22 protein-coding genes and 1 other annotated feature are annotated in these 16,382 nt (G+C 66.2%); of the genes, 10 read left to right on the top strand and 12 right to left on the bottom strand.

The window, feature by feature from the left end:
• Positions 1 to 111: 111 nt before the first annotated feature.
• Both Q7V45_RS23360 and Q7V45_RS23355 read right to left on the bottom strand, forming a co-directional pair.
• Positions 112 to 879 (bottom strand): HpcH/HpaI aldolase/citrate lyase family protein, encoded by a 768-nt coding sequence (locus Q7V45_RS23360; RefSeq protein WP_304856679.1) that lies wholly within the window; start codon positions 877 to 879, stop codon positions 112 to 114.
• A 177-nt stretch (positions 880 to 1,056) separates the two neighbouring features.
• Positions 1,057 to 1,470, bottom strand: coding sequence for a hypothetical protein (locus tag Q7V45_RS23355; protein WP_304856677.1), 414 nt, complete (start codon positions 1,468 to 1,470; stop codon positions 1,057 to 1,059).
• Between the two features lie 179 nt (positions 1,471 to 1,649).
• Here Q7V45_RS23355 and Q7V45_RS23350 point away from each other — a divergent pair, with 179 nt between their 5' ends.
• The 3 genes from Q7V45_RS23350 to Q7V45_RS23340 all read left to right on the top strand — a co-directional run bounded on the left by Q7V45_RS23350 (position 1,650) and on the right by Q7V45_RS23340 (position 3,827).
• Entirely contained in the window at positions 1,650 to 2,096 is a 447-nt protein-coding gene (locus tag Q7V45_RS23350) for a thioesterase family protein (RefSeq protein ID WP_304856675.1), read from the top strand.
• A 107-nt stretch (positions 2,097 to 2,203) separates the two neighbouring features.
• The gene (locus tag Q7V45_RS23345; protein ID WP_304856673.1) at positions 2,204 to 3,175 is read left to right on the top strand and encodes a hypothetical protein; all 972 of its coding nucleotides are present in this window, start codon (positions 2,204 to 2,206) and stop codon (positions 3,173 to 3,175) included.
• Between the two features lie 73 nt (positions 3,176 to 3,248).
• Complete coding sequence (locus tag Q7V45_RS23340; RefSeq protein ID WP_304856671.1) at positions 3,249 to 3,827, top strand: peroxidase-related enzyme; 579 nt, start codon at positions 3,249 to 3,251, stop codon at positions 3,825 to 3,827.
• A gap of 15 nt (positions 3,828 to 3,842) precedes the next feature.
• Here Q7V45_RS23340 and Q7V45_RS23335 read toward each other — a convergent pair whose 3' ends face one another.
• Together Q7V45_RS23335 and Q7V45_RS23330 are read right to left on the bottom strand one after the other, a co-directional pair.
• A complete protein-coding gene (locus tag Q7V45_RS23335) occupies positions 3,843 to 4,559 on the bottom strand; it encodes a sulfite exporter TauE/SafE family protein (RefSeq protein ID WP_304856667.1) in 717 nt (238 codons plus the stop codon).
• Between the two features lie 11 nt (positions 4,560 to 4,570).
• Positions 4,571 to 5,245 carry a nitroreductase gene (locus tag Q7V45_RS23330; protein ID WP_304856665.1) on the bottom strand — a complete coding sequence of 225 codons (675 nt, stop codon included), beginning with the start codon at positions 5,243 to 5,245 and terminating at the stop codon, positions 4,571 to 4,573.
• 208 nt (positions 5,246 to 5,453) lie between these two features.
• Between Q7V45_RS23330 and Q7V45_RS23325 the strand changes: the two genes are divergently transcribed.
• Together Q7V45_RS23325 and Q7V45_RS23320 are read left to right on the top strand one after the other, a co-directional pair.
• Entirely contained in the window at positions 5,454 to 6,263 is an 810-nt protein-coding gene (locus Q7V45_RS23325) for a M48 family metallopeptidase (protein WP_304856663.1), read from the top strand.
• 108 nt (positions 6,264 to 6,371) lie between these two features.
• Positions 6,372 to 6,427 (top strand) — a sequence feature (sul1 is cis-regulatory element that is thought to sense ions involved in sulfur or methionine metabolism; They are found in Alphaproteobacteria).
• 93 nt (positions 6,428 to 6,520) lie between these two features.
• The gene (locus tag Q7V45_RS23320; protein WP_304856661.1) at positions 6,521 to 7,999 is read left to right on the top strand and encodes a SulP family inorganic anion transporter; all 1,479 of its coding nucleotides are present in this window, start codon (positions 6,521 to 6,523) and stop codon (positions 7,997 to 7,999) included.
• A 17-nt stretch (positions 8,000 to 8,016) separates the two neighbouring features.
• Here the strand turns inward: Q7V45_RS23320 and Q7V45_RS23315 are convergent, their stop codons facing one another.
• The gene (locus Q7V45_RS23315) at positions 8,017 to 8,265 is read right to left on the bottom strand and encodes a hypothetical protein (protein WP_304856659.1); all 249 of its coding nucleotides are present in this window, start codon (positions 8,263 to 8,265) and stop codon (positions 8,017 to 8,019) included.
• Between the two features lie 175 nt (positions 8,266 to 8,440).
• Here Q7V45_RS23315 and Q7V45_RS23310 point away from each other — a divergent pair, with 175 nt between their 5' ends.
• On the top strand, positions 8,441 to 8,791 hold the full coding sequence (locus Q7V45_RS23310; protein WP_304856657.1) for a hypothetical protein: 351 nt from the start codon (positions 8,441 to 8,443) through the stop codon (positions 8,789 to 8,791).
• A gap of 16 nt (positions 8,792 to 8,807) precedes the next feature.
• Here the strand turns inward: Q7V45_RS23310 and Q7V45_RS23305 are convergent, their stop codons facing one another.
• From Q7V45_RS23305 to Q7V45_RS23295, 3 genes are all read right to left on the bottom strand, one after another.
• Positions 8,808 to 9,326, bottom strand: a complete 519-nt coding sequence (locus tag Q7V45_RS23305; RefSeq protein ID WP_304856655.1) for a hypothetical protein — start codon at positions 9,324 to 9,326, stop codon at positions 8,808 to 8,810.
• Positions 9,327 to 9,417: 91 nt separating this feature from the next.
• Positions 9,418 to 9,864, bottom strand: a complete 447-nt coding sequence (locus tag Q7V45_RS23300) for an Hsp20 family protein (protein ID WP_304856653.1) — start codon at positions 9,862 to 9,864, stop codon at positions 9,418 to 9,420.
• A gap of 142 nt (positions 9,865 to 10,006) precedes the next feature.
• Entirely contained in the window at positions 10,007 to 10,831 is an 825-nt protein-coding gene (locus Q7V45_RS23295) for a FecR family protein (protein WP_304856651.1), read from the bottom strand.
• Between the two features lie 209 nt (positions 10,832 to 11,040).
• Here Q7V45_RS23295 and nthA point away from each other — a divergent pair, with 209 nt between their 5' ends.
• The 3 genes from nthA to Q7V45_RS23280 are packed head-to-tail and all read left to right on the top strand — an operon-like array spanning position 11,041 to position 12,733.
• The gene (gene nthA / locus Q7V45_RS23290; protein WP_304856649.1) at positions 11,041 to 11,694 is read left to right on the top strand and encodes a nitrile hydratase subunit alpha; all 654 of its coding nucleotides are present in this window, start codon (positions 11,041 to 11,043) and stop codon (positions 11,692 to 11,694) included.
• Positions 11,691 to 12,350: a nitrile hydratase subunit beta gene (gene nthB, locus Q7V45_RS23285; RefSeq protein WP_304856646.1), complete on the top strand. Its 660-nt coding sequence runs from the start codon at positions 11,691 to 11,693 to the stop codon at positions 12,348 to 12,350. The genes nthA and nthB overlap by 4 nt, the downstream gene beginning before the upstream one ends.
• Entirely contained in the window at positions 12,350 to 12,733 is a 384-nt protein-coding gene (locus Q7V45_RS23280; protein WP_304856644.1) for a nitrile hydratase accessory protein, read from the top strand. The genes nthB and Q7V45_RS23280 overlap by 1 nt, the downstream gene beginning before the upstream one ends.
• Positions 12,734 to 12,736: 3 nt before the next feature.
• Here the strand turns inward: Q7V45_RS23280 and Q7V45_RS23275 are convergent, their stop codons facing one another.
• The gene (locus Q7V45_RS23275) at positions 12,737 to 14,536 is read right to left on the bottom strand and encodes an adenylate/guanylate cyclase domain-containing protein (protein WP_304856642.1); all 1,800 of its coding nucleotides are present in this window, start codon (positions 14,534 to 14,536) and stop codon (positions 12,737 to 12,739) included.
• 42 nt (positions 14,537 to 14,578) lie between these two features.
• The gene (locus Q7V45_RS23270) at positions 14,579 to 14,869 is read right to left on the bottom strand and encodes a TRAP transporter large permease subunit (protein ID WP_304856640.1); all 291 of its coding nucleotides are present in this window, start codon (positions 14,867 to 14,869) and stop codon (positions 14,579 to 14,581) included.
• Between the two features lie 239 nt (positions 14,870 to 15,108).
• Here Q7V45_RS23270 and Q7V45_RS23265 point away from each other — a divergent pair, with 239 nt between their 5' ends.
• Positions 15,109 to 15,402, top strand: coding sequence for a PRC-barrel domain containing protein (locus Q7V45_RS23265; protein WP_304856638.1), 294 nt, complete (start codon positions 15,109 to 15,111; stop codon positions 15,400 to 15,402).
• 381 nt (positions 15,403 to 15,783) lie between these two features.
• Here Q7V45_RS23265 and Q7V45_RS23260 read toward each other — a convergent pair whose 3' ends face one another.
• Positions 15,784 to 15,963: a hypothetical protein gene (locus Q7V45_RS23260; RefSeq protein ID WP_304856636.1), complete on the bottom strand. Its 180-nt coding sequence runs from the start codon at positions 15,961 to 15,963 to the stop codon at positions 15,784 to 15,786.
• A 49-nt stretch (positions 15,964 to 16,012) separates the two neighbouring features.
• Positions 16,013 to 16,207: a hypothetical protein gene (locus tag Q7V45_RS23255; protein ID WP_304856634.1), complete on the bottom strand. Its 195-nt coding sequence runs from the start codon at positions 16,205 to 16,207 to the stop codon at positions 16,013 to 16,015.
• Positions 16,208 to 16,382 lie beyond the last annotated feature (175 nt).

Here is a 16,382-nt window from a genome sequence, read left to right as displayed (position 1 = left end):
GCGCCGCGGTGTTGTCGCCCCTTCGCGACACCGCCGGAGCGTCCGCGAGATGACGAACGCTGCAACGAGGCCGTGGCCGGGGCCCGCGGCCGCGCCTTCGCGTCGCCTGACTCAAGCCGATTTGGCTTTCAGCTCCTCGAGCTGCTGCCGGGCACCCGCGATCATGCAGGAGAGATCGGCCGTCAGCATCACCATGTCGAAGCCACGCTTCACGGCGCCGGCCGCAAAAGGTGCCGCGGCGCAGTGCATCACGCACTTGATACCGGCCTTGTGCGCCGCATCACGGATCTTGTCGCAGGTCGCGATGTGCAGCGGATCGGGATTGTCGCCGCGTGGCGGCAGGCCCAGCGCAAACGAGAGGTCGGCCGGGCCGATATAGACGGCGTCGAGCCCTGGCGTCGCGCAGATCGCCTCGAGATTCTCCAGGCCTTCCTTGGTCTCGATCATCGCCATGACGATGATCTCGTCGTTCGCGTTGGCCACGTAGTCGGCGCCGCCATAGTGCACGGCGCGTACCGGGCCAGAGGAGCGCATGCCCACCGGCGGATAGCGGCACGCCGCAACAGCCTTCGCGGCTTCCTCGGCATTGTTGACCAGCGGCACGATGATGCCGTAGGCGCCGAGATCGAGGGCCTTCATGATCGCGGCCGGCTCGTTCCAGGCGACGCGCACCACCGGCACCGTGTCGGTCTGCGAGATCGCCTGCAACATCGGTGCCACGTCCTTCATCTCCGACAGGCCATGCTGCAGGTCGACGCACAGCGCGTCGAAGCCCTGCCGGGCCATGACCTCGGCGGTGAAGGTGTTCGGCACTGAGAGCCAGCCCAGTGTCGCGCACTTCCCCGCGGCCCAAATTTCCTTGATCTTGTTCTTTCGCATGGCCGGACCTTTCATTCGTCCCAGAGTCTCGAGAGCGGCGGAATTGGGCACGATCCGGCAGCCTGCATCAAGGGTTCAAAATCGCTGCGCGATCACCGCCGCAACCGCGGTCAGCGGAGGGTCCGTCTGCCGGGAAGCCGGTAAGCCGCGAATGCTGCGAGTGCACCGGCACGAGCCTCAGGCCGGCAGCGCCCCGCGCCGGTCGAATGCCGGCGGGCTGGCGCGGATCCCCGGCGAATCGAGCCACTTGCGGGCCGCCTTCACATCCTTGAATACGCGCATCGGCCTCCTGGCCGCAGCCAGGATGCCGAGCAGGCGCGCCATCAGCGCATACTTGTCGTCCGGCACGACGATGGCCAGCGGCCCGTGTTCCCGATAACCGTCCTGCAGCGCTCGAATGCGAACGCCGATGCTCAACATGTCGAGCGCACTCATCTGCGTGTTGCCGTTCATGCCATCGAACAATTTCCGATAGCCGAGCCCGTTCGCTCCCACCACCGCATCAAGCATTACATTCACTTCGGCGAGGTCGACAGTGCCATCGCAGGTCGCCACGAAGATCTGCAGCCGCGAGTCGATGGTCCAGTGCAAAGGCATTTCAGGGAAGTCCGCAACGCACCCGTGAACGCGAGACGCCGACAATGGTCCGCGATCCGAATGCTGGCAAGGGTCGCGCTTCCTCTCCGCACCACCAGGCGCAGATTTTCGTCCGTTGCAACAAGCCTGTGGTCGCCTGTAGATGACGCCCGCCATCGGCGGGGGAGATCGTGATGACTGGCGTGAGAGCAGCGAAGGACGAGCGGCACGGGGATTACAAGTGGTGGATGCCGGTCGCGAGCCGGTGGTCCGACTGCGACGCCTACGGCCACGTCAACAATGCCGTCTACTACACTTGGTTCGACACGTCGCTCACCACCCTCGCCATCGAGCGGGGGATCCTGCGGGCGCCGGGCCAGACCTCGATCGGCCTGTGCATCGCCAGTGGCTGCGAATTCCTGGCGCCGGTCGACTTTCCCCAGACCGTGGATGTCGGCATCCGGCTCGGCCGCATCGGCAACAGTTCGCTGCGTTATGAACTCGCGATCTTCATCCGGGAAAGCGAGGTGCCCGCCGCCGTCGGCCACTTCGTGCACGTCTATGTCGACGCCGCCACCCGCAGGAGCGTGTCGCTAACCGAGGTACAGAAGGCAGCGGTGACGGACCTGCTGGCGGCGTGAGGTTCAACCTAAGAGGCGTACGATTAAAGTCGGCGCAACTGGCAAATGCGTTGAAGCCGGAGGGGGACATCGCCTAGCCTGCCGTCGCGGACTTCGGGGGAGCGTATATGCGTTGGTTTCTTGCTTGCTTGGGATTGGGAGCGGTCCTGACGGGGTGCGCGAGCACCCAGCTCAACTACAACACGGCAGACCTCGCCTCCTCCCTCGGCTCCCTACAGAAACGACAGATTTTCTACAATCTGGCCCAGGCCCTCGATGATCCGGACTTCGTGCCCTCGCAGGTGACGATTTCGATCGGCACCGCCCAGACGGCCAACGCGGTCAATCCGAACCTCAGCATTCCCCTGGGCTCGAGCTTCGCCTCTGCAGCCCGACTCACCGATGCGGGAAGGAACGCGGGCAACCAGTTTACGGGAACGTTCACGACGGCCGCGACCGGACTCGGTATCCAGCTCGTCGATTCGTGGAATCAGAGCTGGACAATGGTCCCCGCCAACGGAGCCAATCAGCTCAGGCGACTCCGGGCACTCTATCAATACGCGACCGGCTCCTTCCCGCATGTGGAACCGGGCCGGGAGAGCAGCGAGGACGAGGCCGAGAAGTATTTTCTCTGCGAGTATCCCCTGCAGGCATTGGCGGTACCGTCGTCGCCTCCGGGCAACAACATCGCGTATCGACTTGAAGGCTGCCCGGAGAACGGGTCCGGACCGCGTTCGCGGTTGATGTACGCCGACCCGAACTTCACGCAGGGGCCCAACTGCGTGATCTGCGTGGACGACCTGAAGTCGAAGCTCCCTCGGCTCTATGTCAATCCGCACCTGAAATACCGGTTCATCCACAGCGGGAAAGACAAGACGGACGACATGGTCAAGGTCGGCGAGCACGGCTTCACCTCCTTCTACGTCTGCGCCTCCCGGAAGAGCGACTGCAGACGCGTCCCCCAGCAGGAGCCCTTTGACGGGCGCAAGGCCTTCAGCGATTTCGTACTGTTCGTCTACGAAGCCATGGCCGTGCCAGCCGGCGGTTCGGGGAGCGGCAAGTCTTCGGGTGGCGCCAACTTCGTCTATTCCGTGCGGTGAGTTCGACGGAACGCTTCACGGCGTTTTGGCGCATCGACAGATCATCGTATCGCTCTTCACAAGGAGAAAGCCCATGTCCGCCAAGAACCTCGCTATCGGTCGTTTCCCCGTGCCCGCCCTTGCCGAGATGCCGGCCGACATCCGCGAACGCATCGAGAAGGTGCAGGAGAAGTCGGGATTCATTCCCAATGTCTTCCTCGTGCTCGCGCATCGGCCCGACGAGTTCCGCGCCTTCTTCGCCTATCACGACGCGCTGATGGACAAGCCCGGCAACCTCAGCAAGGCCGAGCGCGAGATGATCGTCGTGGCGACCTCGAACCTCAACCAGTGCCAGTATTGCGTGATCGCCCACGGCGCGATCCTGCGCATCCGCGCCAAGGACCCGCTGATCGCCGACCAGGTCGCCATCAACTACCGCAAGGCCGACATCTCGCCACGTCAGAAGGCCATGCTCGACTTCGCCGTGAAGGTAAGCCAATCCGCCCAACTCGTCGGCGACGACGACATGGAGACGCTGAAGCAGCACGGCTTCGACGAGGAAGACGTCTGGGACATCGCCGCCATTGCCGCCTTCTTCGGCCTGTCGAACCGCATGGCCAACGTCACCAGCATGCGCCCGAACCCCGAGTTCTATTCGATGGGGCGCGGTTGAGAGCCAAGCCCGCCCTCACCTCGCCATGAGCCGCAGGCCGGCAACGGCCATGATGGCCGCCAAGACGAAGCGTACCATGCGCTCGGAGATGCGAAGGATCGCGGCGGTTCCGACGGCCGCGCCGAGGAGGGCGACACAGGCGAAGAGCGGAAGCTCCGGCGCGAATTGCTGGCCCGCGAGGAGAGTGCCTGCGAGGCCCGTCAACGAATTGCCGAGGATGAACGGCGCCGACAGACCGGCGGCTTCCCTGGGCCGGGCCCAGCCGAGCACGATCAGAGCGGGCGAGATGAAGACGCCGCCACCGATGCCGGAGAGCCCCGAGAGAAAGCCCGCCACCGCCCCGATGCCCCCCAGGCCCGCCCTCGAGGCCGCGACACCCGGCAGGAGGGCGGTTGCTGGCCGCGCGACCATGAGCACGGCCGCCGCCAGCAGCAGACCGCCGGTCATCGACGCGTACAGTCCCGACGGCAGCGCGATCAAGCCGCCGACAAACGCGGCGGGGAGCGCCGGAACGGCCAGCGACATCAACCTTCGCCAGTCGATCAGGCCGGCCGCATGGAGCCGCCAGCTCGTATAGGACGCGGCAACGACGTTCATGGCGAGCGCCGTCGGTCGAAGCTGGTCGACCGGTACACCGGCCACGGCCATGACCGCAAGGAAGCCGGTCCCGCCGGCCTGCCCGACGGTGGCGTAGACGACCGAAATGGCGAACAAGGCCAGCGCGACGAGCATGATGTTCGCCCTCAGTCGAATCCGACGTACCTCACGAACTCCTCGGCCGGCGTGCGCTCCGAGCGGACGGCGTTGGCTGGAAACGAGTCGTCGGGGTAGCCCAGAGCGACGCAGGTCATGATCGCCTCGTCGTCGGGGATGTTCGCGACCTCGCGGACGATGTCGGAGCGGGCGATACCCTGGCCGTTCACAACCGCGCCGATGCCGCGATCCCAGGCCGCCAGCACGATGCCGTAGCACAGGGCGCCGAGGTCGAAGTGGCAGGTGGCGCCGGGATCGAGCACGCGATCGTAGGTCAGCACCAGCGACACCGGCGCATCGAACTGGCGGAAGCCGCGCATCACCCAGTCCTGGCGCATCGCCTTGTCGTCGCGCGCGATGCCCATGGCGGCGAACAGCTGCTTGGCGATGTCGACCTGGCGCTGGCGGTGGGCGCCTTCGTAGGGGCCGTGGGTAAAGATGTCCCGCTTGGAGGGTTTGCCCGCCGTCATCTCCGCCATGTTGCGCCGGCGCACCTCGTCGAGCGGCGCGCCGGTCAGGACATGGACGTGCCAGGGCTGGCTGTTCATCGACGATGGCGCGCGCTTGGCGTCCTCGATGATTGCGGCGATCACCGACTTCGGTACGGGCCTCCTCGCAAAACCGCGGGTGCTGCGGCGGCTGTGCACCAGTTCCTGGAAATCCATTCCGTCTCCATGCTCCTTGTCGTGGGGAAGAGGATAGCAGGCGCGACGGGGCCGGGAACCGCAGGCACCCCGCCGGTTTCGCGCGGCGGCTGTTTCGGAGGGCCCTTGCCGTCAGGGAGCCACAAAGACCGCTGTCGTTGACGCATCATTGTACCCCTGGGTAGTTTGTATGGGGTTCCTGCAACCGACGGCCCTGTGGGGGGAGCGAATGAAGAGGCGATCGTTTCTGGCGCTCGGGAGCGCCTGTGCGCTGTGCGGCTGCGCCGGCGCCGTGCACCAGCTTCCGCAGATCAGCGACAGCCATCTCAGCCTCGCTCAAAGCGAAGTTCAGGGTGCCGGAGGCCCACCGCAGCGCCGAGTGCTGACGGATGAACAGGTGGACGAGATCATGCGCTCCGCCCTCGTCCGCATCCGGCCACCGGCCGACCGGATCTGCCGCGAGATGAATGTCGGCGTCTGCGACTGGCGCTTCGTGGGAACGGCGAACCGCTCGATGAATGCCGGCGCGGGCGCCAATGGCCTGATCTTCGTGAATCGCGGCGTGGTCGAATATGCCTCGAACGAGGAGGAGGTCTGCCTCGTATTCGCGCACGAGATCGGCCACCAGGCAGCGAATCACATCGCCACGAGCCAGCGCAACCAGATGACGGGCGCGCTAATCGGCGCAATCCTGCTGGGCGCGGCCGGCGCGGCGACGTCCTATCGCAGCCCCTATGGCAGCCAGCTGATGCGTTCGGCGATGGATACCGGCGCCAACCTCGGCGGCGCGGTCGGACGCATCTCCTTCTCCAAGGAGCAGGAGCGCGAAGCCGATTATCTCGCTGCGGTGATCCTCTATCGCTCGAACGTCGACCTCGACAAGGCGCGCGGCATGCTGGTCACCCTGGCCCGCTCGTCGGGCCGCCGGGACACCGGCATGCTCGACACCCATCCGGCCGGCCCCGACCGCCTCGCGAGCTGGGACCGCGCCGTTGCCGAGATACGTGCGTCGAACGGCGCCTTGCCGGCGCGGGCATAGCAGAACTCCCGTCTGGACCGTCCCGGCAGGAAACCGTCTGCCGAGACGCAAGCTGGCACCGGGATTGCAATCCCGATCCCGGCGTGGTTTACGCAACGCCTCAATCGCCTGGAGCCCGGTGAAAACCCGGGTGGCTACTCCGGCCGCCGATCCGCCGGGCAACTCTCATATGGAACGCGCTGAAAGAACGCGCCGCTCGCCGTCTTCGCCGGAACGCGAAGCCATGGGTTCCAAGTGTCCGTGCAATCGACAGGTCAATGTTCAACAGCGTCAAGTCCCAGTGGTTCGGCAGCGCGGCCGAAGTGCGTCGTGATTTTCTGGCCGGGCTGGTGGTCGCCCTCGCCCTCATCCCCGAAGCGATCGGCTTCTCGATCATCGCCGGCGTCGATCCACGGGTCGGCCTGTGGGCCTCGGTGGCGATCGCCATCGTGATTTCGCTGCTGGGCGGACGGCCGGGCATGATCTCGGCGGCAACCGCCGCGGTCGCGGTCCTCGTGACGCCGCTGGTGCGCGACCATGGCGTCGACTACCTGTTCGCTGCCACCATTCTGATGGGCCTGATCCAGATCGTGGCGGGATTCCTGCGCCTCGACCTGCTGATGCAGTTCGTCTCGCGCTCGGTGATCACCGGCTTCGTCAATGCGCTGGCGATCCTGATCTTCATGGCGCAGATCCCGCAGCTGGTTGGCGTGTCGTGGCACACCTATGCGATGATCGCGGCGGGCCTCGCCATCATCTATCTGCTGCCGCGCATTACCACTGCGGTCCCCTCGCCGCTCGTGGCTATCGTCGTGCTGGCCGCGGTCAGCATCGGCTTCGGCCTGCCGGTCCATACGGTGGGCGACATGGGCAAGCTGCCGGACGCGCTGCCGAGCCTCACCCTGCCGCAGGTGCCGCTCACCTGGGAGACGCTGAAGATCATCCTGCCCTACTCGGCGACCATGGCGGCCGTCGGTCTGCTCGAATCGATGCTGACGGCGCAGATCGTCGACGACATGACCGACACCGACAGCGATAAACGCCGGGAGTGCCTGGGCCAGGGTGGCGCCAACATCGCCGCCGCTCTCGTGGGCGGCATGGGCGGCTGCGCCATGATCGGCCAGTCGGTGATCAACGTGACCTCGGGCGGCCGCAAGCGCCTTTCGACCTTCGTAGCGGGCACGGCGCTGCTCTTCCTACTGGCCGTCCTGGGGCCGCTGGTCGGCCGCATTCCGATGCCGGCCCTGGTCGCGGTGATGATCATGGTGTCGATCGGCACCTTCAGCTGGAACTCGATCCCCAACCTGCGCCGCCATCCGCCGACCTCGAGCATCGTGATGGTGGTGACGGTGTGCGTCGTCGTGTTTACCCACGACCTGGCCCAGGGCGTGCTGGCCGGCGTACTGCTCTCGGGCATTTTCTTCGCCGGCAAGGTCCGCCGCATGTTCTCGGTGAAGCGTACGGAGAGCGACGGAGAGGTGACCTACACGATCAGCGGCGAGATCTTCTTTGCCTCGGTCGACCGCTTCACGCGCGCCTTCAGACCGGAGGAAGGGCGACCCGTGACCATCGACGTGTCACCGGCGCACTTCTGGGACATCTCTGGCGTCGGCGCTCTCGACAAGATCGTCGCCCGCCTGCGCCGCGACGGCTCGGAGGTGAAGGTCATTGGCTACAACAAGGCCAGCGCCGATCTGGTCGACCGTTTTGCCCTGCATGACAAGACCGGCTTCGAACTCGGCGCTGTGCCGCACTAGGACCGGCGCGCAGCGCCCTAGAAGCGTTCCTCCTCCTCGTCGCCTTCCACGTCCCTGATGGAAATCGCGTCGGCGAAGCGCTTGGCCACGGCGGGAAGGCCGGCTTCCTCGGCGGCACGCAGGCCCTCGCGGTTGGCGTCGAGGCGCGCGAAGTCCTCCGCCGGCGCAGCCGCCAAGGCCCGCTGGATCAGGTCGATGGCCTCAATGTACTTCTTCTGGCCCCGCAGGGCGGCCGACACCTTGATGGCATCCTCCAGGCTGCTCATGATCGTTTCCTCCGATGCGAGGGTCTCAACGGCGCCGGCAAAGGGAAGTTGCCGGACTCGCGTCGTCCACCGAACCAAGCATGGACGATTGCCCTACACAAACCTACGGTCCCTCACCGAAACGACGCAATCGCCCGCCATAGCGCACAACATTCGATATTTGCGGGAGAGGCTCTTGTCCTTGAAGCGACACATGCTGTGCGCCTTGCTGGTGATGGCCTCGTCCACTGCCGCTTTTGCCGCGAACGACGGCGTTCCGACCGCGTCCCCGGGCGCCACACCGGACGGCACACAAAGCGCACCCCCCGCTCCGCCGCAGGCCGGCGCGAAGGCCTCGGCCGACGCGCCCGGCACTCGCACGTGTCGCCAGGCCAAGGCCAAGTCCCGTCCCCAACTCACCCCTGAACAGAAGGCGCAACGCAAGGCCGCCCGTCAGGCCATGCGCGCCGAGCATGCCGCGGAGGGCATGCCCCAAGGGATCCCGCACGCCCACAAGCCGCGTCCGACGAAGTTGCCACTCTGCTGAGGCGCCTGAGGCCCGCCTAGAGCTGCGGGAACAGCCGCGGGCCCCGCGTGTAGGGAATCACCATCGCCCCCGGGCTGCCGTTGACCATCTGGTCGACCGTCTCCACCAGGGCGCGCGGCGACAAGGGCTTCGTGATCAGCGGGCGCAGCGCCAGCTCGTGCGGCAGGGTGCTCACGTCGTCGGCGATCACCGCGAATGGCACCTGCTCCGCAGCCAGCCAGTCGGCAACGGCCAAGGGCGCACTGCGGCGGGAGTCGGCGTCGATGACGGCCGCATCGAGGCGGCCGCTTCTCACGAGTCGCTCGACCTCGCTCTGGCTTCCGGCGGGACCGACGATGCGGTAGCCGGCGTCGCGCAGGTGCCTCTGCATTTCGAGCGCCAGCGGGAGCTGGTCCTCGACGATCAGGATGCGGCCGCGCGGGGGCCGGTCGATCGTTCCGGCATATCCATGAGGCGGGAAGAGTTCAGCGGCGCCGGCCTGGGCATCCGGATCTGAAGGCCATTCAGGCCGGTAGGCTGCCGACCTTGCGATCATGACGAACCTCCTAAATGTAACGGATGGGAGGGACGGGAAGCGCCCGCCGCGCGGGCGGCGAACGCTCCTCTCCCCCTGTCGGACTCCGTGCCTACTGCTTCGAAAGGCGCGGCGTGGAGCCCGCTTCGATGCGGATGGCGCGGGCCTTCTTCTCCTCCGGGATCTCGCGCCGCAGCTCGATCGTCAGAAGGCCGTTCGCCAGGCCCGCCCCGACCACCTTCACGTGGTCGGCGAGCTGGAAGCGGCGCTCGAACTCGCGCGCGGCGATGCCGCGATAGAGGTACTCCTTCTCATCGGCGCCGGGCTGGGACTTTCCGGTCACGAGGAGCTCCTCCTCCTTCTGGGTGATGCTGAGCTCGGCCTCGGAGAAGCCCGCCACCGCCATGACGATGTGGTAGGTATCGTCGCCGGCCTTCTCGATATTGTATGGCGGGTAGCCCTGCGAGCCCTGGCTGACCACGGAATCGAGCATGTGGAACACCCGGTCGAAGCCGACCGTGTCACGATAGAACGGCGAAAAATCGAAAGCGGTACGCATGTTCATCCTCCACTCCTGAGCGATGGGTTTGCGAAACGGTCCCCCGAAGGGCGACCGGCAGACGATCTAGGCGCGGCTCGGCATCCTTCAAGCTGCCGGCTCCGGATTTTTTTAGTGTCGGTCCTGAACGAGAAACCGGCGATCAGGGGGCCGAGACGATGATCAGCACCGAGATCGGGCGCACCTGGGCGCCGAACGGCCCGACCACTGCGCGCAGCGACGCCACCGGATCGCGCAGGTCGTAGAAGCCGGAGAGGCGCTGGCGCAGGAGAGTGCCGTCGGTCACGACGATCCAGCCGCCATGGTAGCGGCGCAGATGGGCGATCGCCTCGCCGACGGTCGCCCCATCGACGTGCAGGCTGTGACGTCGCCACGCCCCCGCCTCGGCAGCGGGAACAGGGCCCTGTTCGATCGTTCCGTCGGCCCGGGCCACGAGCTGCTCGCCGGCCTGCACCTGCCTCAGCACCGGTTCCATCTCTCCCGGCGCGGTTTCCACCGGTGGCATCCGGACCTCGACCGATCCCTTCTCGACTGCGACGGTGACCGTCTCGTCGGCGAGCCGGACGTTGAAGGCCGTTCCGGTGACGACGACCGACACGCCACCGGCCTTCACCGTGAAGGGTCGCGCGTCGCCGGACTTCACGTTGAAGAAGGCTTCTCCCGAGCGGAGCTTCACCAGCCGGTCGGAATCGCTGAATTGCACATCGAGGCCGCTGGCGGCGCCCAGTTCGACGAGCGACCCGTCCGGCAGATCGACGTTCCGGTGCTCGGCCGTCGTCGTCACGTGATCCACGCCCAGGCTCAGAACCCGCGAGGGCAGGTAGACGGAAAGCGCCAGCACCACCAGCAGCGAGACGGCCACCATCATCCAGCGCGGCCCGCCCGCCTGCCGCGACGGGTCGTGCGACGGACGTCTGCTCGCCCGTGCCCGCCGAAAATATTCCCTGTCCGGCTTGCCTGCCGTCATATTCCACTCACCCAAGCCGGCATCGACTTCGTGCCATGTCCCACCATGGACGATCCGCCGGCGAATTTTCTGGCCCCGTTCTATGCCAGGATCAGGCATCGGTCGACGCCGGCGCGAAGGCGGAGCGCGCGCACCGTCGGACCGGGCATTGTTGTGCTGACGCGGAATGCACTAGTCTGCAGACCACGCGCAGGCGATCGGGGAAAGCAATGCCGAACGATCACGACCACGACCACGACCATGATCATCACCATGACCACGAGCACGGGTCCGAGCTGTCGGAGATGCAGCTCCGGGTGCGGGCGCTCGAAACCATCCTGACGGAGAAGGGCTACGTCGATCCGGCGGCGCTCGACTCGATCATCGAGACCTACGAGACGAAGATCGGCCCGCATATCGGCGCGCAGGTGGTGGCGCGGGCCTGGGTCGACTCCGGGTTCCGCGAGGCGCTGCTCGCCGACGCCAGCAAGGCGATCGCGAAGCTTGGGCTTGAGCAGAAGGTCGGCGACCACCTGATTGCCGTCGAGAACACGCCTTCCACGCACAACATGATCGTCTGCACCCTGTGCTCCTGCTACCCGTGGGACCTGCTGGGCCTGCCGCCGGCCTGGTACAAGTCCGCCCCCTACCGCGCCCGCACCGTCAAGGAGCCGCGCAGGGTGCTGGCCGATTTCGGCGTGACATTGCCTGACGAGACGAAGGTGCGCGTGTGGGACTCCACGGCCGAGACGAGGTTCATCGTGCTGCCGATGCGGCCCGCCGCGACCGAAGGCTGGTCCGAGGAGAAGCTCGCGGCGCTCGTCACCCGCGATTCGATGATCGGCACCGGCTTTGCGAAGGCTGCGAACGAGGCGACGGCATGAACGGCGTGCACGACATGGGCGGCATGGACGGCTTCGGCAAGGTCGCGCCCGATCCACATGAGGTGCCCTTTCATGCCGAATGGCAGGCACGCTCCTTCGCGCTCAACCGGGTCATGGGCTCGGCCGGCGAATGGAACATCGACGTCGGCCGCCACTGGATCGAGACCCTGCCGCCCGCCGTCTATCTCTCCTCCTCCTATTACAAAAAGTGGTTCCTGCGTCTCGAACGCCTCTGCCTGCACCGCGGCCTCGTCTCAGAGGCCGAGCTGTCGAGCGGCCGTTCGAGCGGACCGGGCCGGCCGCTGAAGCGCAAGCCGCTGTCGGGCAGCCAGGCCGGCGCTGCCGTGAGTCGCCCGAACCACGACCGGCCGCCCCGTGCGCCGGCCGTTTTCACGGTCGGCCAGAAGGTGCGGGCCCGGAAGATCCATCCCCGCTCCCACACGCGACTGCCGCGCTTCGCCCGCGGCCATGTCGGCACGATCGAGCGCATCCAGGGCTGCCACACCTTTCCCGACGCGATGGTCGACAAGGGTATCGAGCAGGGCGAATGGCTGTACACGGTGGTGTTCGACGGGCGGGAATTGTGGGGCCCCGACGCCGAGGACGGGACCAGTGTTTCCATCGAGGCGTTCGAGCCCTATCTGGAGCCTGCGTAGTGGCGTCGGAGATCGAGGCGGTTCGCGCGGCCCTGGAAACGGTACCGGGCATCCCCTGCGCCGGCGAGGCGCCGATCTTCGCCGAGCCGTGGCAGGCGCAGGCTTTCGCCATGGCGCTGACGCTGCAGCAGCGCGGCGTGTTCTCGTGGAACGAATGGGCCGACGAACTCGGCGCCCAGATCAAGGCCGCCATCGCCCAGGGCGACCCCGACGACGGCACGACCTACTACCGCCACTGGCTCGCGACGCTCGAACGGCTGGTGGCACGGAAGGGCATCGCCTCGCCGGAGACGCTCGACCGCTACTATCAAGCCTGGGACCATGCCGCGGATCGCACGCCCCACGGCCGGACGATCGAGCTCACGCCGGACGACTTTGCCTGAACCTTACGCCGGGGACGGGCTCACGGCGTAGATGGCGACAGGCCGGGTCTTGCCCTTCACGACGACGACGTCGACCGGCCGGATGGCGCTGGCCTCGGGGTTGGAGAGCTCCCGGTAGGTGAATTCGGAAATCAGCATCGGCGCGGCATAGTCCTTGGTGAGACCCTCGATCCGCGCCGCCAGGTTCACGGCGTCGGATATGACGGTCCCGTCCATGCGATGCTTCTCGCCGATCGTGCCCAGCATGAGCGAGCCGGTATTGATGCCGATGCCGATCTCGATCGGCGGCAGGCCGGTGGCCCGCCGTTCGGCATTGAAGCCTTCGAGGGCGGCCAGCATCGCGAGCCCGGCCTGCAATGCATCGTCGGCATTGGCGAACAACGCCATGATGGCGTCACCGATATACTTGTCGATGAAACCGTGGTGGTCACGGATCACCGGACCCATGCGCTCGAGATAGGTGTTGATGAACGCGAAGGTCTCGTCCGGGCTCATCTGTTCCGACAGGGTGGTGAAACCACGAATGTCGGAGAACAGGATGCTCATGGTCCGGCGCTTGTTGTCCCCCAACTCGACATCTGCGACCGACGGCTTGCCGACGATCGACAGGAAGGCCTGCGGCACGAAGCGCTCGATCGACACATTCGTATGTTTGAGGTCGAGGATCGTCCGGCGCACTGCATCGCGCATGGAGGCGAAGCTCTTGGCGAGCTGGCCGATCTCGTCGATGCGGTTGGTGTTGGCGATGGCCTGATCTAGATCGCCCTCGGCAATGGCGCCCGCCTCGCCGCGCAGGCTGAACAGGGGATCGAGAAGCTGCCTCTGCAGGAGGCGCGAGGCGATCCAGAACACGATCGGCAGCATGACGGCCAGCACGATGATCGAACTCAGCAGCACATGCAGGACCGCCTCGCGTGCCAGGCCCGTGTCGTAGGTGATCTTGCGGATGACGAACTTCGAGGTGACCGGGTGACCGGCCTGCGTCCCCGCCCGGGTCTCCTCGCCGCTGTAGACCGTGAGATAGCGGCCGTCGCCGGCGGGGACTTCCTCGCGGCGTACCTTCATCAGGCGCTCGACCAGCGCGGGCTCGAGCTTCTTGCCGATGTGCAGCAGCGACCAGGCGCCGGCGGGCGTGACCAGGTAGAGGTCGACCTCCTTCAGGTAGGGATTGGAGCGCAGCGCATCGGCGAACAGGTCCTGGAAGAAGTAGGCGCCCATCCAGCCGAAGTTTCCCTCCGCCAGGCTGGCGCGCACCTCGGTCGAGGTCTCGATGATGTAGTCCTTCCCCTCGGGCCCGAAGTAACTGTAGGTGCGCAGCGTGCCGGTCAGGCTGGACAGGTCGATGCCGTCGCTCATCACTCTGTTCGAGCTATAGACCGTATCGAGGAAGCGCGTGAAGCTGCTCTCGGGGAAGGTCAGGTTCATGTCGCTGGCGAGATTGGTCTGAAAGACCCTGTGCGCGCGATCGACGAAATAGATGTGCTGCACGCCATACTTGCGGGTGAGCGCATCGAGGTCGGCCACGGTGAGGTCCCCGGGGGCGCGGCCGGTCCTGTCGAGCTCCGCCGCGATCTGCGGCAGGACCTTCTCCATGTGCGCGACGATTTCCACGTGCTGCGAGCGCAGCAGCGTCTCGAAGACGGCGAAACGATCGGACAGGCTGCTCTCCAGCCTGTGGATCTCGGCATCCTGCTTCTCCGAGACCAGCCGGTACATGGCCAACGAGGCCACGACCGTCGCGCCCAGGCTCACGGCCAGCATGACCGCGAACAGGAAGACGCTGACCTTGCGCTTCAATCCCATCGACTTCCCTCCCCTGGTCCCGAAGGGCGGGTACGCAGACTGCTACTTCGACACGCCGAAGAACAGGTTGGGAAAGTACAGCGCGATGTCGGGGAAGGCGATGAGGATCAGCACGCCGACGAAGGTCACCAGCACGTAGGGGATGACCGACCAGTAGATGTCGCTCATCGTCACGCTCGGCGGCACCACGGCCTTCAGGTAGAACAGGTTGAAGCCGAAGGGCGGCGTCATGTAGCCGATCTCCATCATGATGATGAAGATGACGCCGAACCAGATCGGATCCCACCCGTACGCTTCCACCGCGGGCAGGAAGACCGGCAGCGTGATCGGCATGATCCCCACCGGATCGTCATCCGCGGCATCAGGACAGTGACCCCGCGATCCGGCGACAAGGCGAGTTCCGGACCGTAGCCATCGCAGCGTGAAACACGCGGTCGAGACTAGCCGCGCGGGTCGAGCCGGCCGCGCCGCCCGGAATCAGAAGTTGGCAATGCTCAGTCCATCTGGCCTGCAACGTCGGCGCCTCCGCCGGGTTAACGGGTTCTCACCATCCCAACGAGGAGGAGCGAACCATGGACCACAGCAAGCATGTCCGCCTGACCGCCGCCGAACTCACCGCGGAGATCCTCGAGGACGCCACGATCTATGGTCCTGGCGATCAAACGATCGGCTCGGTGGCCCATCTCCATGGCTCGGGCCCTGCGGTACAGATCGTGATCGATGTCGGCGGCTTCCTCGGCATCGGGGCCAAGCCGGTGGGCGTCCCGGTGGGCGACCTCGACTTCATGCGCGACGAGGATGGCAACGTCCATGCCGTGACGGGCTGGACCAAGGACCAGCTCAAGGCGATGCCCGAGCACCGCTAGGCGCGCATCCGCAGCTCGCTAACGAGCCGTTCTGGTCCGCCCCCGAAATCGACCGCCGTCGGCCGCGCCGGTACTACCGATCGTCCGGGTCATGTCGGCCCAGGTGCCGAGGCGCACGAGTTGCGGTCGAAGGTAAGGCTTCCTCGCCTCGCCAATCTCGGCCTCAGCAAGTGCCGCTTCTTGTTCCGAGTCGGCAATTCGCTGGTCCATCCTGGCTTTTCCCCGTCAGCACGGACAATCTACAGTGTCTTCACGGAAAGTGCTACAAGTCAGCGTGGGCCCGCAGGCCTTTCGGAATCGTCCCAGGAGATGAGTACGGCGGTTACGGCCTCACCGAAGCCGACCTGTTGAGACGCCACCGCCAGGCGCACCCGCGGCGCGCTACCACGCCGTCCTGAATCCAAAGGGGAAACGCCCTCCGTCGGCCGAACCGCGATAGCCGACCTTGCGCGTCATGTCGGCCAGCGCGCCGAGGCGGACCAGCTGCGGCCGCAGGTATGGCTTCTTCATCTCGCCGATCCCGGTCGTGGCGATCAGCTCTGCCTCATCGGAGTCGGTCATTCGCTGGTCCATCTCGCTCCCCATCACCGCCAGGTGCACCCGCGGTACGCTAGAAAGTCCCCGTCCTGAATCGCTGCGGGAAGCGGCCACCGTCGGCCGAACCGCGATATCCGACCGTCCGGGTCATGTCGGCCAAGGTCCCGAGGCGCACGAGCTGCGGTTGCAGATAGGGCTTCCTCGCCTCGCCGATCCCGGTCGCGGCGATCGCCTCTTCATCGTCCGAGTCGGCCGTTCGCTGGTTCATCGTGCTTGTTCCCCGTCAGCGACCTCATTTTACGGTGTCTTGATGGGAAGCGCTACAAGCCGCCCCGCGAGCACGCGCGCCCCAACTGGACGCCGCTGGTGCAGAGGCCGGGCGCCTTTCGGGATCATGCCGTGAAGCGGGCGACAATGTCGCGCTTTTCCTCGCCGGCCGAAGC

The sequence above is a fragment of the Reyranella sp. genome (assembly GCF_030651995.1).
In the GTDB taxonomy this organism is placed as follows: Bacteria; Pseudomonadota; Alphaproteobacteria; order Reyranellales; family Reyranellaceae; genus Reyranella.
The sequence above is the reverse complement of the archived record's forward strand: the minus strand, read 5'-3'. Positions and strand labels throughout refer to the sequence as shown.